This is a genomic window from Nautilia lithotrophica (assembly GCF_054656815.1).
This window is the reverse complement of sequence record NZ_BAAHXN010000002.1, coordinates 323,190-339,256: the sequence shown is the minus strand read 5'-3', so window position 1 is coordinate 339,256 and position 16,067 is coordinate 323,190. Positions and strand designations below refer to the sequence as shown.

Sequence of the window (16,067 nt, the reverse complement as noted above, 5' to 3'; positions counted from 1 at the left end):
CTTGGTATATTAGTTATTAGTATATTTGTGTATTAGATTAATATTTTATTTTCTTTCAATTTTTCATTTACACCTTTTTATCTCAGATTAATTACTTTTAACGGATTGATCGGTTTATCTTTATAAGTCACCTCAAATTCAAGGGCGTCTTTAACCCTTGCAATTATTTGACCTCTTTTAACATAACTTCCTTTTTTCAACAGAGGGGAAACTTTTGAAAGATTTGCGTATATACTAAAAAGATTTCCGGGATGTTTGATAAAAATAACTTTTTTATCCCCATTCTTGCCTATATAAACCACTTTTCCTCTCATTATAGACCTGACAACCGAATCGGGTTTTGTTTTTATGGTTATAGAATCATTATATATTTTAATTTTATAAATAGGATCAATGTATGAGCCGAATTTTTTAATTACTTTTCCATACACGGGCGGAATGGTTTTTTTGCCCCTGTATGTTGCCGTTTTTGGTTTATAATATGCCGAGCCCACTTTTTTTACTTTTATTTCCGGTGCTCTTTTTTTTACGATTTTAAGTTCTTGAAGTTTTTTTCTTAAACTTTGCTGTTTTTTTATCATAGCAAGAAGTTTCTTTTTATAAATTTCTTTTTGTTTTTTTAATGACGCAAGTTCTTTTACTCTTTTTTGTTTTAACTTGGCTAATTCTTTTTTCTTTTCAAGCAGAATTTTTTGTTTTTGTTTGATTGTTGTAATTTTTTTGTTTGTAAGATTTAAGTTTTTGTCTATTATTTTGTATTTGGACAATAAAGAAGATATCTGTTTGGAATACAGCTCAAGTGCTTTTTCGTTAATTTCACTGAATATTAAATCGTTTAAAGAATCAGTCTGCTTTGTATTCAGATAATAGTTTTGTGAAATGAACTTTATTACTTCCGCTTTTATTTCCTCTTTGCTTCTTTTTAATCCTTTGGCTAAATCGTTTAGTTCACTTAATGTTTTATTTGAATTTTTAAGTTCGTTTTGGAGTTTATTGATTTCCTGCTCAATTTTAGATTCTTTTTTCTTTAGAGATTCTATTTGAGATTGTTTGTTAAGTATCGCTTTTGCCAAAGAATCTAGTTTTTTATTCATTTTGGCAATTTTGTAAGAGGTGTTTTTTAATTCTTTTTTCGTTGAAGTAATCGTAGCCGCATTAATTAACAGCGCTAATAATATCAAAACAATTTTTTTCATCTGTTCCTTCCGATTACCACGACTATTGATGAAATAAGAGATATAGATAAACTAACAACAAGCAGTATTAAAAACTCTTTTTGCATATTCATATTAAGAGTAATGTTTAAGTCGCTTAAAATTGTTTTATACATTACAGAATTTTGCATATACCAAATAAGTGCAAATGTAGAAATCAAAGCAATTATGGAATCAATAAAAGCGATTTTAAAAAGCGCGGCACCCCTGAACCAAAAAGGAGCACCGAAAAGTTCCATAATATACATTCTCTCATTATGCTGAAGTTTCCAGACTTCCAGCTGTTTAACAATAAGCAAGAACCCGAGAACCGCAATTATAATCATAAAAAGATTGCTTGTTATTTTTAAAAGCATCAAAAGATTGTATATTTTTGTCTGCGAAGAGCGGTAAGTCAGAACCCTTTTGATATAAGGATAACTTTTAAGTGTTCCTTCAATTTCGTTCAATTTATTTGGTGAAGGCAAAGTTTTTAATTTTAACTTATAAAAATATGGCATTTTAATGGAATCAAGATTAAGGTTTTTAAACTTTCTTTTCATATAGTTTAGCTGTTTGGAAATATCGATTTTTTCAATTTTGTCTATCTCTTTTATGTCTATTCTGTTTAACTCTTTTTCACTGACTATTACAATAGAATAATTGTTTAATATATTTTGCTGATACTGATGTAAAACATCATTGAAAAGTCTAAACAAAAATATACTTATAAGAATTGACACAAGAGCCAATATAAGTGCCACATGGCTTTTAAGAGAGTTCATAAACCTGTCCTTTTTCAAGGTGTATTTGCCTATAATTTATATTAAACGTCTGTGGCAGTGAGTGCGACGCTATCATTATCGTTATGTCTTTTTCCCTGTTTGCCATTATGAAAAGTTCCATTACAAGATTGGCTGAATATTCATCAAGCCCGGAAATAGGCTCATCCGCCAATATCATTACTGGATCGTGTATAATAGCTCTGGCAATTGCCGCCCTTTGCTGTTCTCCACCGCTAAGCTCTGCAGGAAATTTATCCAGTTTGTGAGAAAGTTTTACTTTGTTTAAAAGTTTAATTGCTTCTTCTTCAGCGGTTGTTTTATCTATTCCGGCAATCAGCATGGGAAGCATTACGTTTTTAAGTATCGTCCATTCGGGGATAAGTTTATAATCCTGAAATACCACACCCAAATATTTTCTAAGATAAGATAGTTTTGATTTTTTAACCCTGTTAAGCTCTATTCCACCAACATTTAAAGACCCGTTTAATACCGGAACCTCTCCGTAAAGCGACTTTATTATAGTCGTTTTTCCGCTTCCGCTCACACCTGTTAAAAATACAAAATCCTTGGTATAAACCTTAAAATTTGCATTTTTTATAATAGGTTCGTTTTTGTATCCAATATATAAGTTTTTAGCTTCTACCAACACACCCATTAAACAACCTTTTTAATTCGATATGAGCAAGATAGTTTTCTTTTATGGGAGCCGGAAGCTTAAAATATTCCGGTTTTTCCTGATTTAATATGTAAATATGTTCCGGTCTGTTAAAATTACCAATGGTAGCCCTAATTAGCTCTCTTTCATTATCTATTTTAAATATTTTTTCAATATGAATTACAAAATTTTTATAAATTTTAGGTTTAAAATCAAGATTTTCCAGCCTGCAGTCAAACTCAAAATCAAAGTTTTCATTTAACTCCTCACTGACCTGATGATTTATCATATATATATCGTATATATCTTTTTGCTGCCTTTTCCATCTATCTTCATATTTACTGGATACTTCATAAGGAATGTTTTTTTTAACCTTAAGGTCTATTTGCGGAAACTTCATAAATTCTTCAAATGAATAATTAAAATAATTATCGCTGTCTGTTCTCAAATGCAAAAATCCGTTCTTTTCAAGAGTTCTTATCGACTCGTTTATAAAATCATGATTTATAACCCTTCTATGCGGCTTTTTATCCCACGGCACCGGAAAATGGACATAAATTGAATGAAGTCTATTCGAAGGAATTTTGCTTAAAATTATTCTAGCATCGTGATTTATTATTCTTATGTTGTCTATATTTTCATGAATACATCTTTTTAAAACCTGTTCGATAGAAGGTTTATGTATTTCAATTCCGAGTATTGTTTTCTTGGGATATTTCTTTGCAAGATGTATCAGATGCCTTCCGCTTCCAAATCCTACTTCAACAATATCAATACCGCTTAAATCGGACGTTATATCCAACAGGTTTTTATCGGGTATTTTTTCTTTGATTCCTTCAATGTTTTCAAATAAAATCTTTGCGTCATTTAATTTTACAAACGCTTTATACGCCTTTTTTATCTCACTTATAAGCGGTCTAGTTATTTTGTCGTATTTAACAAGGTATCCGTTCTCTTTTTTCAAAACTTTAATCAGAAATTTAGCATTTTGGGTTTTCACGCCGATTAAATTTTCTGCGTTAAATAAAAATTCGACCCCGTCAATTTCTATGGGATATTTAACATCTTTTATTTTATCTACAACTATATGCGGCATTAAAAATCTACCTCCACTCTGTTGGCTTTGGAAATTAACCCATATTTATCAACTGCATATATATCATACACATATGAATGTTTGTGTTGTAATTTATCATCAAAAAACTTATTACCATTTACAATATATTTGTATTCTTTGGCATTAAAAATACTGCCCTCTTTTTTTACAATTAAATATTTTACCGCTCTATCATCCGGACTTGATAAAACAAACTCAACCCCGTTTGGCATTATGTTGGTTGAAACCAAAGGTTTAGCGGGAGCAGGCAGAGTCTGTCCCATAACTTCAGGCGTTTTACTAAGTAATGATTCCGTATCATGCACGCTTACGGCGGTTACTTTATAATATTTTGTAACGCCATCTTTGTTGATTATATCCGTAAATGTAGTTTTGGTTGTTTTAGCAATAGGCGTATAACCGAGTCCCAAAAAATTTTTTGTATAAATTTTATAATATTTTGCGTTTTCGACCGGTGACCACGTTAAAACGATTTTTTTAGGAAGATTATTAGTGGCTTGTATATTCTCAATTACAGGCGGTTTTGGATAAGTTGAAACAGAAATTGTCTGAGAAGGTGCTGATTTTAATCCGTCAAACGTATAAGCGATAATTCTGTATTTGTAAATTTTACCATCTTCTAAGTTTTTATCGATATATTCCACATTATATCTTGGTGTCAGATTTGCTAGTTCTTCCCATTTTGCGCTTTTATCGTTAAATCTTTGAATAATATACCCTTCGACCCTTTCATTTGGGTGAGGTCTGAATATTATTTTAACCATGCCTTTTTGAAGCGGTCTTACTTCAAGCGGAATAACCGGTGCAATGGTAGGAAGTGTTTTTTGAGATATTTCTTTGGCCAAAGAAGGTATTTTGGCTTTGTTAAACGTAGCAATTCTATATGTGTAAGTTGTGGAAGGTTTTAAATCCGTATCAACATATAGCGTCTGAAACGGGTTGTTTATTGTTACAAGCATTTCCCATTTATGGGTTTTATTATTAAATTTTTGAATATAATACCCGCTCATAGATGAAACCGGATTCCATTTTAAAGCTATTGCGTTTCTATCCGGATAAGCACTGAATTTTTCGACTTTTGGCAGAGCCGGATTTGATTTTGGAGCAGGTTTGTTATTTACTGCACAACCCGTTATAAGCAGTAAAGATATCAGAAATAGTGTTAGTTTCTTCATAATTAAATCCTTTAGGAAGGTGTTTTTTAAAATCATCAAACATTGGTGCAATTATACTAAGTTTTTCACCTCTTGGGTGAATAAAATAGAGTTCCTTTGCATGCAGCATTACCCTTGGCGCTTTTTGCTCTTTTTTACCATACAAGGTATCACCGATAATATACCTTCCGATTGTATTTAAATGAACCCTGATCTGATGCGTCCTTCCGGTAAAAAGTTTTGCTGCGGCTATGTTTTCATACAGAGGAACAAAAAGCGTCTTGGCTTCCCGGCCGCTTTTAACATACGCCATTTTAAGTCTGTTTTTCGGGTTTCTGGCTATAGGTTTATCTACACACACTGCATCTTTTAAAGGTTCGTTTAAAATCATTATATAATACCTGCCCATTGATTTGTCTTTAAGCTGGGCGCTTAAAAATTCGTGCGTTTTATTGTTTTTGGCAATTAAAAGCGCACCGCTGGTTTCTTTGTCTATCCTGTGGACTATCCCGAACCTTTCTTCCCCGGCGATGGTTGAGAGTCTATAATTTTTTAATTTAAGCCAGTCAACAAGTGTCGCTTCTTTTACGCTCGGCGCCGGGTGAACTACAATCCCCGGCGGTTTGTTTATCACCAAAACATCCTCATCTTCATATAAAACCGGAATTTCAAAATTTACCACATACTCTTCTTTTGAAGGTTCGGCGCTTTTTATATCGACTTCAATATTATCTCCATTATTTAATTTTACGCCGCCCTTTTTTATAATTTTCCCGTTTACTTTTACCAAAGATTTTTTGATTAACTGCTCTATCTGGTTTCTTGAAACATTCAGTTTTTCACTTAAAAATTTATCGACTCTTTCGTTTTTATCGGAAATAAACGTATGTATCAATCATATCCTTTTTTAAAAATTATAGCAAATAATAATGGTGTTATTAAGGCTTTTAAGTTAGTTAAAATTATTATGGTTTTTAGAGTTGTTATGTTAGTTAGGGTTATTAGTTGGAGTTATTATGGTTGTTAAAGATAATTGTATCTATTTTATATCAGGTGCTACTTTTCTCAATTATTTCTTTACCACAAAAATCTAACGATTTTTCGGGTGCCACTTAATTTTACATTTTCCATTTTAAATTGAAACATTTTCCATTGAAGCATTCTCCATTAATTTGGTATAATACCGTTTTAAAAAGGCCTTCAATGAAAAGAGATCCAAAAAGAATTTTAATCAAATTTTCAGGTGAAGCATTAGCCGGTGAAGACGGCTTTGGAATAAATACAAAAATATTAAAATATTTGGCAGATGAAATAAAATCTGTAATAAACGAAGGCTTCGAAGTAGCCATTGTTATAGGTGGCGGAAACTTCATTAGAGGCGTTAGTGCGGCAAAAGACGGAATCATTAGAAGAACTTCAGGTGATTATATGGGTATGATGGCAACGGTAATTAACGCCGTAGCAATGCAAGAAGCCCTTGAAAACGACGGCGTAGCTGTCAGGGTTCAAAGTGCCATCAAGATGGAAGAAATAGCGGAAAACTTTATAGTAAGACGCGCAATTAGACATCTTGAAAAAGGAAGGGTTGTAATTTTTGCGGCGGGGACCGGAAATCCTTTTTTCACCACAGATACGGCTGGCGTGCTAAGAGCCAGTGAAATCGGAGCTCATGCCATTATAAAAGCCACAAAGGTTGACGGCGTTTACGATAAAGACCCGGCAAAATACGATGACGCCAAACTTTTAAAAGAAATAAGTTATGAAGAAGCACTAAAAGATAACATAAAAGTAATGGACGATACGGCTATCGCATTAGCAAGGGAAAACAGACTTCCGATAATCGTATGTAATATGTTTAAAAAAGGGAACCTTTTAAAAATCCTTAAAAACGACCCTGATGCAAAATTTTCCATAGTAAAATAAACAAAAGGAGCACCATGAGAATAGAACAAATCAACGCAAAAGCACTTGAGAGAGTGAATTATGACAGATATCTGTTAAGCCAGGCGATCGCAAAAAGAGTAAACGAACTTATTAACGGAGCAAAACCTTTAATCGAACTTCCAAAACCAAACATGCAGTTAACTGAAATAGCTACACTTGAAATAGCTGAAGGTCTTGTAAAGGTTAAAGAAATTTGAGAGAAGATTTCCTTCATTTAATAGAAAAAATCAAGCATATAAAAACTACTGAAGAAGCCTTAAGGCTTCTGCTTCAAAGAATCAATACACCGCTTATAAACGAAGCAATCGAATTCGCAATTAAGGCACACAGCGGCCAAAAAAGAAAAAGCGGTGAAGATTACGTAATCCACCCTATATTGGTTGCAGTTATAACCAGCTATTTTAGCGAAGACGAAGATGTAATTGCAGCGGCTATACTTCATGATATTGTGGAAGATACTGATTATACAATCTATTACATTAAAGACAAATTCGGACAAAACGTTGCCAATCTTGTAGAGGGCCTCACTAAAATAGTAGAAATAAGACAAAGTTCTCTGATTCCTTCCACGTCAAACGAAAAACTGACAAAATCGGCAATGACTTTCAGAAAAATGTTACTTGCATCCATTCAGGATATAAGGGTTTTGGTTATTAAACTCTGCGACAGATTGCACAATATGTTAACCCTTGACGCCCTGCCGCCGCACAAACAAAAAAGAATTGCCGAAGAAACACTTGTGGTATATACGCCAATTGCCCACAGACTTGGTATTTCAACACTTAAAAACTGCCTGGAGGATTTGGCTTTTAAATATCTCCTTCCGGAAGAATACAAAAAAATCGACGAATATTTAAAAAAACACAAAGAGGAATTCAGATTAAGATTAAACGAGTTTACGCAAAAAATTCAAAAGCTTTTATTAAAAGAAGGTCTAAAAGATTTTGAAGTTAAAAGCAGAATAAAACATTATTATTCAATTTTTTTAAAAATGCAGAGAAAAGGTATATCAATTGAAGAAATTTTAGACCTTCTCGCCGTAAGAATCATAGTAAACGAGCCGATAGAATGTTATGAAACACTCGGCGTGGTGCATTTAAATTTCAGACCTCTTATTTCAAGATTTAAAGACTATATCGCAATTCCAAAAGAAAACGGATACCAAACGCTTCATACAACGGTTTATGACGGAAACTCTATTATTGAAGTGCAAATAAGAACGTTTGATATGGATAAAAATGCGGAATTCGGAATAGCAGCGCATTGGAAATACAAACTAAATACAGCCCTTCCGAATATCAAATGGCTTGAAGATATGAAATTTGAAGAAGACATAGAAGACTTCTACGAACTGGCCAAAAACGACCTCTTCAGTGAAGATATTGTCGTTTATTCACCAAAATTCGACACATTCACACTGCCAAGAGGTGCTACGGCACTCGATTTTGCCTATATGATACACACCGACATCGGAAACAAAGCGATAGGTGCATACATCAACAAAGAAAAAGCAACACTTTTAACAACACTAAAAACAGGCGACATAGTCAGAATTGAAACAGGAAATGAAATAATCCCAAGATGCAGCTGGATAGAATCCCTTAAAACCAGCAAGGCCAAATACGAACAGAAAAAACTATGCCGTCAAAAAGAAAAAGAGATAAACAGACGCCTGGCTATTGCAATACTTAAAGGTGTATTCGATATAGATGAAATAAAAATAAAAGCTCTTGTAAAAGCGAATAATTTATGCGAATCGATAAGTAAAATCGTAGAAGATAAAAACTTTTTAAAAGATGTAATAAAAAGACTCTACAAAACAATGAGAAAAAGAAATATTCTTTATTTTAAAAATATAAACCTAAAAGAGTTTGAATTCGGAAATATAAGGGTATTAACAAATAAACAGGTCCAGGATATCAGTTTTAATTACTGCTGTCATCCTAAATTCGGTGATAAAATATTAGGTCTTTTAAAGAAAAAAGAAGTTGAAATTCACCACAGATTTTGTAATAATGCCGAAAAGAAAATTGACAAAGCCGTTTTCGTAGAATGGATAAGAAATACACAAAACAGATATTTTCTCGTAGTAACCCTTCAAAACAAAAAGGGGGAACTTGCTAAATTCGTAAGTTTTCTAAGCAGACTCGGTATTTTTATCCATTCTATAAATTTAGGAAAAGAATCAAATAACTGCAAACTCGAAATAGAGTTTGATTCAAAAATGTTTAATACGATTAAACAAAAAATAGCAAGCGAATACAATATCATAGAATTTATTTCAACAAAGGACGCGTATAATGGATAAAATTAAAAATGAAGAATTGCAAAAACACCCTAAACTTGATGAAGCAATGGCTGAAATCAAAAGGGGAAGCAGTGAAATTATAGGCCTTGATTATATTGAAAAACTAATCAACAGATACCTTCAGACAGGTGAAAGATTTACCATAAAAGCCGGATTTGACCCTACCGCTCCGGACTTGCATTTAGGTCATACGGTTCTTTTGCAAAAACTTAAAACTTTTCAAAAATACGGGGCTACCGTTCAGTTTTTAATAGGTGATTTTACAGCACAGATAGGTGATCCGAGCGGTAAAAGCGCCACGCGTAAAATGTTAACCCCTGAAGAAGTGGCCGAGAACGCCCAAACCTACAAAGACCAGGTATTTAAAATTCTGGATAAAGACAATACGGAAGTTGTATTCAATTCAAAATGGCTAAATGCTCTTGGTGCAGCCGGAATCGTTGAACTTACCACAACTTATACGGTTGCAAGAATGCTTGAAAGAGACGATTTTGAAAAAAGATTCAAAAGTCAAACCCCAATCGCAATAAGCGAATTTATATACCCTCTTCTTCAGGGATATGACAGCGTTGCTTTAAAATCAGACATTGAAATAGGCGGAACGGACCAGAAATTCAATCTGTTAATGGGAAGACAACTGCAAAAAACCTATAACGTAGGAAAAGAACAGAGTGTCATAATGATGCCGCTTTTAGTAGGTCTTGACGGAATTAATAAAATGAGTAAATCTTTAGGAAACTATATCGGTATAACCGAAGACCCTAATACCATATTCGCAAAAGTTTTATCAATTTCGGATGAACTGATGTGGGACTGGTATGAACTTTTAAGCGATAAATCGATAGAAGAAATAAACAAATTAAAAGAAGAAGTAAAGAACGGAATGAATCCTAAAATTGCAAAAGAAGCACTTGCAATCGAAATTGTTGACAGATTCCACGGACAGGGCGAAGGACTTAAAGCAAAAGAGCATTTCGACAAAGTGCATAAACAAGGGCAAATTCCGGATGACATACCTGAATTTGAAATAGAAGAACAAAATATCGTTGACGCTCTGGTAAATACTAAACTTGCAAGTTCGAAATCAGAAGCAAGACGCCACATAAAAGGCGGGGCGGTTAGAGTAAACCAGGAAAAAATAAACGACCAGAACTTAATATTAAAAAGCGGTGAAGAATATATACTTCAAATCGGAAAAAGAAAATTCGCAAAAGCAAAGGTAAAATAATGAAACCTCTCAAAATCGGTAAACACACTATAAAACACCCTATAATACAAGGGGGTATGGGACTTGGCATCAGCTGGGATAAACTTGCCGGAAACGTAAGTAAAGAAGGCGGCCTGGGTGTAATAAGCGCAGTCGGGACGGGATATTATGAAGATAAAAAATACGCAAAAAAACTGGTAGAGGGAAGACCTCTTTTGGAAAAAGAGTTTTATAACACTGACGCACTTTTCAAAATTTTTGAAAATGCAAGAAAAATATGCGGTGACGCACCTCTTGGATGCAACGTATTATATGCCATTAACGACTACGGAAGGGTTGTAAGGGATGCATGCGAAGCGGGTGCCGATATAATAATAACAGGTGCCGGACTTCCTATGGATATGCCCGAATACACAAAAGATTTCCCAAATGTCGCACTAGTGCCTATAGTATCAACCGGAAGAGCGTTTAAACTTATTGCAAAAAGATGGGAAAAAAGATACGGAAGAATTCCTGATGCTGTAATCGTAGAAGGACCGCTTAGCGGCGGTCATCAGGGATTTAAATACGAAGAGTGCTTTAAAGAGGAAAACCAGCTAGAAAACCTCATCCCGGACGTAAGAGAAGAAGTTGACAAATGGGATCCAAATATACCTGTAATAGCAGCTGGTGGTATCTGGTCACATGAAGATATCGTAAAATTTATGGATTTGGGCGCTGACGGGGTGCAGCTTGGGACAAGGTTTGCATTAACTTATGAATGCGACGCAAGTGATGAATTTAAACAGATTCTTTTAAACGCAAAAAAAGAGGATATAGTTTTGATGAAATCGCCTGTAGGATATCCTGCCAGAGGTATCAGGACAAAACTTATAGAAAAAGTTGAAAAAAAAGAAGGACCTATAATCAAGTGTATTTCTAACTGCGTATTCCCATGTAACAGAGGTGAAGAAGCAAGAAAAGTAGGATACTGCATTGCAGACAGACTTGCAGATGCTTATATGGGTGATGAAGAGTTAGGCCTTTATTTCAGCGGTGCCTACGCATATAAAGCAGACAGACTTTTAAGCGTTAAAGAACTTATGAAAGAACTGCTCGGAGAATAATGAAAAAATTTATTTTCATACTTCTTTTTTCCTTTTTATACGCAGCGTGTAACAAATCATCTATCAATACCGCATATCAGGATTATTACAAATACCAGCAAAAATATATCGCGGCAATCCTTGACAACAATAAACAAAACGAAATCAAAGCGCTCGAAGGCTTAATTGATTGCGGCGAATTTTTAAAATTTAACGTAACGGATTATAAACAGAAACTTAAAAAATTAAAAAAACACAAACTCAAATCAAAAATAAATTCCGAAAAACCTTCACCCGATTCAACGCCGTCAAATAAAACCAAAAAACCATCAAGATATATCAAAATCTATTCATACAGCCCTTTAAAAATTAAAATACCTGATACAAATATCAGGTTTTTTACAATTAAAACGACAATTTACAAAAAAGTAATAGATCTTCCAAATGCCATAATAGCAAAACCTATATCTAAAAAAATCGGTAACGTAAATTTAAAAATAGCCCAGTTCAATAAAAAAACAGTCCGGATAGTTTACTATTCAAAACAAAAGTTCACAATTAAATACACTTTAAAAAACCACATCATAAACATTCAGATTAACCCGTCGCAAAAAAAACAAACAATAAAAAGCGTTTTAGCACAAAAACCAAAAGCCTATAAAACCAAAAAGAAAATTATAGTTATAGACCCTGGACACGGCGGAAAAGACGCCGGAGGTGTCGGAATTAAAAACAGATATGAAAAAATAGCCGTGCTTCAAATTTCCAAATATCTAAAAAACTATCTTTTAAAAAAAGGTTATATCGTTTATTTAACAAGAAACAGCGATTATTTTATACCTCTTAAAAAAAGAACGCATTTTGCAAATTTAAAAAAAGCAGATCTATTTATTTCCATTCACTGCAACATCGCCCCAAGACACAACAGAAAAATCCATGGAATCGAAACATACTTTTTATCACCTACAAGAAACGAAAGGGCAATAGCCGTAGCTAGACTAGAAAACAAAGAAATAAAAGGTCTTAATTATATGGACCAGAGGGTAATTTTAAATTTTCTAAACAGAGACAGAATGATTGATTCAAACAAGCTTGCAATAGATATACAGCAGGGAATGTTAAGTTCACTTAAAAGCAGATACAACTATGTCAAAGACAACGGCGTAAGGCCCGCACCTTTTTGGGTTTTAGTAGGAACGCAGATGCCGGCTATTTTAATCGAAGCGGGATATTTAACCAATCCTTTGGAATCTTCGAGATTATTCACCCCAACCTATCAAAAACTACTGGCAAAAGGTATAGCCCAGGGAATTGAAAATTATTTCAGAAAAAATCCATAACTAAGTTGTGAAATCGTAAGATTGTGAAATGGTTAAGAAAATATTTAAAATTTATTCTTTAATACCCTTCGCTACTTATCAACTTCACAACTTAACTACTTATTATCCCTTTAATTAATAAGCTCAAACTCATTTTTTTCTTTATTATAATTATAAACTTCCCCGGTTTCGATTATATAATACCAGCCGATTAAATTAAGTTTACCCTCTTGAACCCTTTCTCTTACAAACGGATAAGTCATAAGATTATCAAGCTGTTTAATAACATTTAACTGCTCTACCTCCCACTCTCTGAGTTTTGGGTCTTCAATATCTATAACCGATTCTTTAACGTCATCTATTATTTCAAGCCACTTTTTAACCAGAGGCAGCTTTTCAAGCTTTTCGGGTGGATAAAAAAGAGCCTTCAATCCGCCGCAGTTGCTATGTCCGCATACGAGAACGTTTTCAACTTCCAGGTATTTTACTGCATATTCAAGAATTGAAGCGGTGCATTTATACGTCCCGTCGTTTATTTCAAAAGGCGGCACAATATTTGCAATGTTTCTAACCACGAATATTTCGCCTGGCATAGTTTTGGTTATAAGGTTTGGAACGATTCTGCTGTCACTGCAGCCTATATAAAAAGTATGCGGTTTTTGCCCTTCCTTTAATTCCTGAAACAGGTCTTTATGTGTTTCAAAATCCTCTTTTTTAAAATTTAAAACCCCTTTAAAAAGCTTTTCACTCATTTTTCATCCTTTCTATTAACTTAAGTATCGTATTAAATATTTTTTCTACCGACTTAAGGTTTACCCTTTCATTTACCGAGTGGGGATTTTCAATTATAGGACCTATTGACGCCATAGATACATTAGTAAGCTTGTTTTTTAATACGGCACATTCAAGCCCGGCGTGTATTACTTTATATTCCGTATTCATAATTTCTTTTAACATTCTTGCAAGTTCGCTTACTTCCGGTTTCCAGGCCGGATATTCGCCTTCAAATTCAATCTCGGCCCCCGCACATTTTTGTTTGATATACTCTTTTACTTCTTCAAGCTTTTCATTAGAATTTGCCCTTAGTGTCAAAATTATGTTTTCATTTTCAACCATTGCAAAATTTACCGATTTACTTACAACCTGAAATTCAAAATCGTATTCAAGCACGCCGTGAGGCAGTTTTTTTAAAAATTTCAAATAATCTTTTGAAATCACATTCATTTCCTTGCCGTTTTCCGACTCAAAACAGACTTTTGCATAAGCGTTTGCCGGTATTGAATTTCTTCTCTCACCGCCTTTTATACTACAAATATTACCCACTTTTTTTATCAGTTCGACAATAGCGTTTGGTATTTCTTTGTCAATATCCACGCCGCTGTGACCGCCAGGAAGGTTTTGAATATTTATATCCGCGCAAAACCCCCTGCATTTTATGTATTCCACAGGATATTTTACTTTTACATCCACACCGCCGGCACAACCGATGTAAATATTTTCGTCTTCGCTGTCAAGGTTTAACAAATATCTGCTTTTTATATCAAGGTTAAGATTAAAAGCGCCAATAAGCCCTATTTCTTCATCATTGGTAAATAAAAATTCCAAATTGTCATGTTTTTTCATTAAATAAAGCATAATGGCCACGCCTATTCCGTTATCTGCACCAAGTGAGGAATTTTTAGCTTTTAACCACCCTTCCTCTTCAACTATTTCAATATTAGGTGCACTGCCTACACATACCATGTCATAATGGCTTTGCAGACATAAAACCGGTTTATTTTTAAAAGCTAAAACATTGCCCGCCTCATCCACTTTATGCTCATAACCGCTCTTTTTAATCCATTCAATTAAAAACTCTCTCATCTTTTCCGTATTGCCGCTGCAGTGAGGTATTTTTGTAATTTTTTTAAAAATATCCAATACTTCTTTCATCTTTTTCCTTTTTTTATATTACTTTTTTCTTAAGCTCTTTCCTTCACAACTTCACAACTTATCCACTTCACTACTTCACCACTTAATAACTTTTTTAGATATAATTTAACAAAAAGGCCTTTTATGAAATATTTAAAATTCTTATTAATTATCATACCACTTTTTTTTATAGGATGTGTAAATAAAAAAGGCGTTTCACTTAAATATTATCCGGAATGTCACGAATATTATGACTATTACGGCGTTTATCATGAAGAATGTGATAATAATGTGTATAATTTCGACTCAAAAAAAGAAAAAAAAGAACTGCCTCCGATATGTCTTGACTGCAACTAACTAATAAGTGGATAAGTTGTGAAGGAAAGGAAGGGAAAATGGATATTAATGAAATTTTAAAAGAGCGCCAAAAATGGTTTGAATGGAAAAATATAAAACCGATTTATGAAAAAATTAAACAATGGAAAATGAAAAATGAAAAATTAAACATAACAAATATAAAATTAGACGAAATTATAGAAATAACGCTTGACGAAAATAAAGAAACACTAAATGAAATTGAAGAAATCGCAAAAATGCTAAAACCTTGGCGAAAGGGGCCTTTTCAAATAAACGACCTGTTTATTGACACGGAATGGAGAAGTTATATCAAATGGAATATATTAAAACCCCATCTAAATCTGGAAGGCAAAGAAGTTTTGGACGTAGGATGCAATAACGGGTATTATATGTTCAGAATGCTTGAAATGAGCCCGAAAAGCATTACAGGATTTGACCCAAGCGCTCTTTTTAACCTTCAGTTTGATTTTATTAACTCATTTATCAAAAGTAATATCGAATATAAGCTTTTAGGTGTAGAACACATACCTTATTACGGCAAAAAATTCGATACTATTTTCTGTCTGGGCGTTTTATACCACAGACCGGACCCCATAACTATGCTTAAAGAATTAAAAGCGGGACTTAATCCAAACAGCGAAGTAATTCTTGATACATTAATTATCGAAGGGGAAGATGAAATCGCATTATGTCCGGTTAGATACCAGAAAATGAAAAATGTATATTTTATTCCGACTTTAAAAGCTCTTTACAACTGGATAGAAAAAGCAAAATTTAAAGATGTTGAATTTTTGGGACAAAAATACACAACTTTGGAAGAACAGCGCAAAACAGAATGGATTGAAGGCGAAAGTTTAAATAATTTTTTAAATGAAGATTTAACTAAAACAGTGGAAGGATATCCACCGCCTTTAAGGGTATATTTAAAACTTAAAAATTAAGCTTCACTTCCTGCGTTCATCATGAAGTAATATACTAAAATAATAAATGCAAAAGTTGTAATAAATGAAGCCGCTAAGATTGTTCCGAATC

Annotated in this window: 16 protein-coding genes; 8 read left to right on the top strand and 8 right to left on the bottom strand. The window is 33.5% G+C overall.

Going from position 1 to position 16,067, the window contains the following annotated elements; genetic code table 11:
- Nucleotides 1-77 precede the first annotated feature (77 nt).
- The 6 genes from ACYQ19_RS06320 to ACYQ19_RS06295 are packed head-to-tail and all read right to left on the bottom strand — an operon-like array spanning nt 78 to nt 5,799.
- On the bottom strand, nt 78-1,196 hold the full coding sequence (locus tag ACYQ19_RS06320) for a murein hydrolase activator EnvC family protein (RefSeq protein ID WP_459978587.1): 1,119 nt from the start codon (nt 1,194-1,196) through the stop codon (nt 78-80).
- Nucleotides 1,193-1,978 carry an FtsX-like permease family protein gene (locus tag ACYQ19_RS06315; protein ID WP_459978586.1) on the bottom strand — a complete coding sequence of 262 codons (786 nt, stop codon included), beginning with the start codon at nt 1,976-1,978 and terminating at the stop codon, nt 1,193-1,195. The genes ACYQ19_RS06320 and ACYQ19_RS06315 overlap by 4 nt, the downstream gene beginning before the upstream one ends.
- Complete coding sequence (locus tag ACYQ19_RS06310) at nt 1,965-2,633, bottom strand: cell division ATP-binding protein FtsE (protein ID WP_459978585.1); 669 nt, start codon at nt 2,631-2,633, stop codon at nt 1,965-1,967. Before ACYQ19_RS06310 ends, ACYQ19_RS06315 begins: the two co-directional genes overlap by 14 nt.
- Nucleotides 2,611-3,729 carry a tRNA (guanosine(46)-N7)-methyltransferase TrmB gene (gene trmB, locus ACYQ19_RS06305; RefSeq protein ID WP_459978584.1) on the bottom strand — a complete coding sequence of 373 codons (1,119 nt, stop codon included), beginning with the start codon at nt 3,727-3,729 and terminating at the stop codon, nt 2,611-2,613. Before trmB ends, ACYQ19_RS06310 begins: the two co-directional genes overlap by 23 nt.
- Entirely contained in the window at nt 3,729-4,925 is a 1,197-nt protein-coding gene (locus ACYQ19_RS06300) for a hypothetical protein (RefSeq protein WP_459978583.1), read from the bottom strand. The genes trmB and ACYQ19_RS06300 overlap by 1 nt, the downstream gene beginning before the upstream one ends.
- Entirely contained in the window at nt 4,864-5,799 is a 936-nt protein-coding gene (locus ACYQ19_RS06295) for an RluA family pseudouridine synthase (protein ID WP_459978582.1), read from the bottom strand. Before ACYQ19_RS06295 ends, ACYQ19_RS06300 begins: the two co-directional genes overlap by 62 nt.
- Before the next feature lie 308 nt (nt 5,800-6,107).
- On the opposite strand from ACYQ19_RS06295, the gene pyrH reads away from it, so the two are divergent.
- From pyrH to ACYQ19_RS06265, 6 genes are read left to right on the top strand one after another with little or no spacing between them, the layout of a single operon-like run.
- Nucleotides 6,108-6,827: a UMP kinase gene (gene pyrH / locus ACYQ19_RS06290; RefSeq protein ID WP_459978581.1), complete on the top strand. Its 720-nt coding sequence runs from the start codon at nt 6,108-6,110 to the stop codon at nt 6,825-6,827.
- Nucleotides 6,828-6,841: 14 nt separating this feature from the next.
- A complete protein-coding gene (locus ACYQ19_RS06285) occupies nt 6,842-7,045 on the top strand; it encodes a DNA-directed RNA polymerase subunit omega (protein WP_459978580.1) in 204 nt (67 codons plus the stop codon).
- Nucleotides 7,042-9,156 carry a RelA/SpoT family protein gene (locus ACYQ19_RS06280; RefSeq protein WP_459978579.1) on the top strand — a complete coding sequence of 705 codons (2,115 nt, stop codon included), beginning with the start codon at nt 7,042-7,044 and terminating at the stop codon, nt 9,154-9,156. The genes ACYQ19_RS06285 and ACYQ19_RS06280 overlap by 4 nt, the downstream gene beginning before the upstream one ends.
- Nucleotides 9,149-10,384 carry a tyrosine--tRNA ligase gene (gene tyrS, locus ACYQ19_RS06275; protein WP_459978578.1) on the top strand — a complete coding sequence of 412 codons (1,236 nt, stop codon included), beginning with the start codon at nt 9,149-9,151 and terminating at the stop codon, nt 10,382-10,384. Before ACYQ19_RS06280 ends, tyrS begins: the two co-directional genes overlap by 8 nt.
- Nucleotides 10,384-11,469, top strand: coding sequence for a nitronate monooxygenase (locus ACYQ19_RS06270; protein WP_459978577.1), 1,086 nt, complete (start codon nt 10,384-10,386; stop codon nt 11,467-11,469). The genes tyrS and ACYQ19_RS06270 overlap by 1 nt, the downstream gene beginning before the upstream one ends.
- On the top strand, nt 11,469-12,788 hold the full coding sequence (locus ACYQ19_RS06265; protein ID WP_459978576.1) for an N-acetylmuramoyl-L-alanine amidase family protein: 1,320 nt from the start codon (nt 11,469-11,471) through the stop codon (nt 12,786-12,788). The genes ACYQ19_RS06270 and ACYQ19_RS06265 overlap by 1 nt, the downstream gene beginning before the upstream one ends.
- A gap of 110 nt (nt 12,789-12,898) precedes the next feature.
- On the opposite strand, the gene ACYQ19_RS06260 is transcribed toward ACYQ19_RS06265, so the two are convergent.
- Both ACYQ19_RS06260 and ACYQ19_RS06255 read right to left on the bottom strand, forming a co-directional pair.
- Nucleotides 12,899-13,519 carry a carbonic anhydrase gene (locus tag ACYQ19_RS06260; protein WP_459978575.1) on the bottom strand — a complete coding sequence of 207 codons (621 nt, stop codon included), beginning with the start codon at nt 13,517-13,519 and terminating at the stop codon, nt 12,899-12,901.
- A complete protein-coding gene (locus tag ACYQ19_RS06255; RefSeq protein WP_459978574.1) occupies nt 13,512-14,699 on the bottom strand; it encodes a M20/M25/M40 family metallo-hydrolase in 1,188 nt (395 codons plus the stop codon). The genes ACYQ19_RS06260 and ACYQ19_RS06255 overlap by 8 nt, the downstream gene beginning before the upstream one ends.
- 123 nt (nt 14,700-14,822) lie before the next feature.
- Here ACYQ19_RS06255 and ACYQ19_RS06250 point away from each other — a divergent pair, with 123 nt between their 5' ends.
- Together ACYQ19_RS06250 and cmoB are read left to right on the top strand one after the other, a co-directional pair.
- The gene (locus ACYQ19_RS06250; RefSeq protein ID WP_459978573.1) at nt 14,823-15,035 is read left to right on the top strand and encodes a hypothetical protein; all 213 of its coding nucleotides are present in this window, start codon (nt 14,823-14,825) and stop codon (nt 15,033-15,035) included.
- Between the two features lie 38 nt (nt 15,036-15,073).
- On the top strand, nt 15,074-15,976 hold the full coding sequence (gene cmoB / locus ACYQ19_RS06245) for a tRNA 5-methoxyuridine(34)/uridine 5-oxyacetic acid(34) synthase CmoB (RefSeq protein WP_459978572.1): 903 nt from the start codon (nt 15,074-15,076) through the stop codon (nt 15,974-15,976).
- Nucleotides 15,977-16,067: the final 91 nt, after the last annotated feature.

Bases quoted from the DNA above. Each gene is read 5' to 3' on its own strand.
- ACYQ19_RS06270 (WP_459978577.1), top strand. From the start codon at position 10,384: ATGAAACCTCTCAAAATCGGTAAACACACTATAAAACACCCTATAATA.
- pyrH (WP_459978581.1), top strand. From the start codon at position 6,108: ATGAAAAGAGATCCAAAAAGAATTTTAATCAAATTTTCAGGTGAAGCA.
- cmoB (WP_459978572.1), top strand. From the start codon at position 15,074: ATGGATATTAATGAAATTTTAAAAGAGCGCCAAAAATGGTTTGAATGG.
- trmB (WP_459978584.1), bottom strand. From the start codon at position 3,729: ATGCCGCATATAGTTGTAGATAAAATAAAAGATGTTAAATATCCCATA.
- ACYQ19_RS06300 (WP_459978583.1), bottom strand. From the start codon at position 4,925: ATGAAGAAACTAACACTATTTCTGATATCTTTACTGCTTATAACGGGT.
- tyrS (WP_459978578.1), top strand. From the start codon at position 9,149: ATGGATAAAATTAAAAATGAAGAATTGCAAAAACACCCTAAACTTGAT.
- ACYQ19_RS06260 (WP_459978575.1), bottom strand. From the start codon at position 13,519: ATGAGTGAAAAGCTTTTTAAAGGGGTTTTAAATTTTAAAAAAGAGGAT.
- ACYQ19_RS06320 (WP_459978587.1), bottom strand. From the start codon at position 1,196: ATGAAAAAAATTGTTTTGATATTATTAGCGCTGTTAATTAATGCGGCT.
- ACYQ19_RS06315 (WP_459978586.1), bottom strand. From the start codon at position 1,978: ATGAACTCTCTTAAAAGCCATGTGGCACTTATATTGGCTCTTGTGTCA.
- ACYQ19_RS06285 (WP_459978580.1), top strand. From the start codon at position 6,842: ATGAGAATAGAACAAATCAACGCAAAAGCACTTGAGAGAGTGAATTAT.
- ACYQ19_RS06255 (WP_459978574.1), bottom strand. From the start codon at position 14,699: ATGAAAGAAGTATTGGATATTTTTAAAAAAATTACAAAAATACCTCAC.
- ACYQ19_RS06265 (WP_459978576.1), top strand. From the start codon at position 11,469: ATGAAAAAATTTATTTTCATACTTCTTTTTTCCTTTTTATACGCAGCG.
- ACYQ19_RS06250 (WP_459978573.1), top strand. From the start codon at position 14,823: ATGAAATATTTAAAATTCTTATTAATTATCATACCACTTTTTTTTATA.
- ACYQ19_RS06310 (WP_459978585.1), bottom strand. From the start codon at position 2,633: ATGGGTGTGTTGGTAGAAGCTAAAAACTTATATATTGGATACAAAAAC.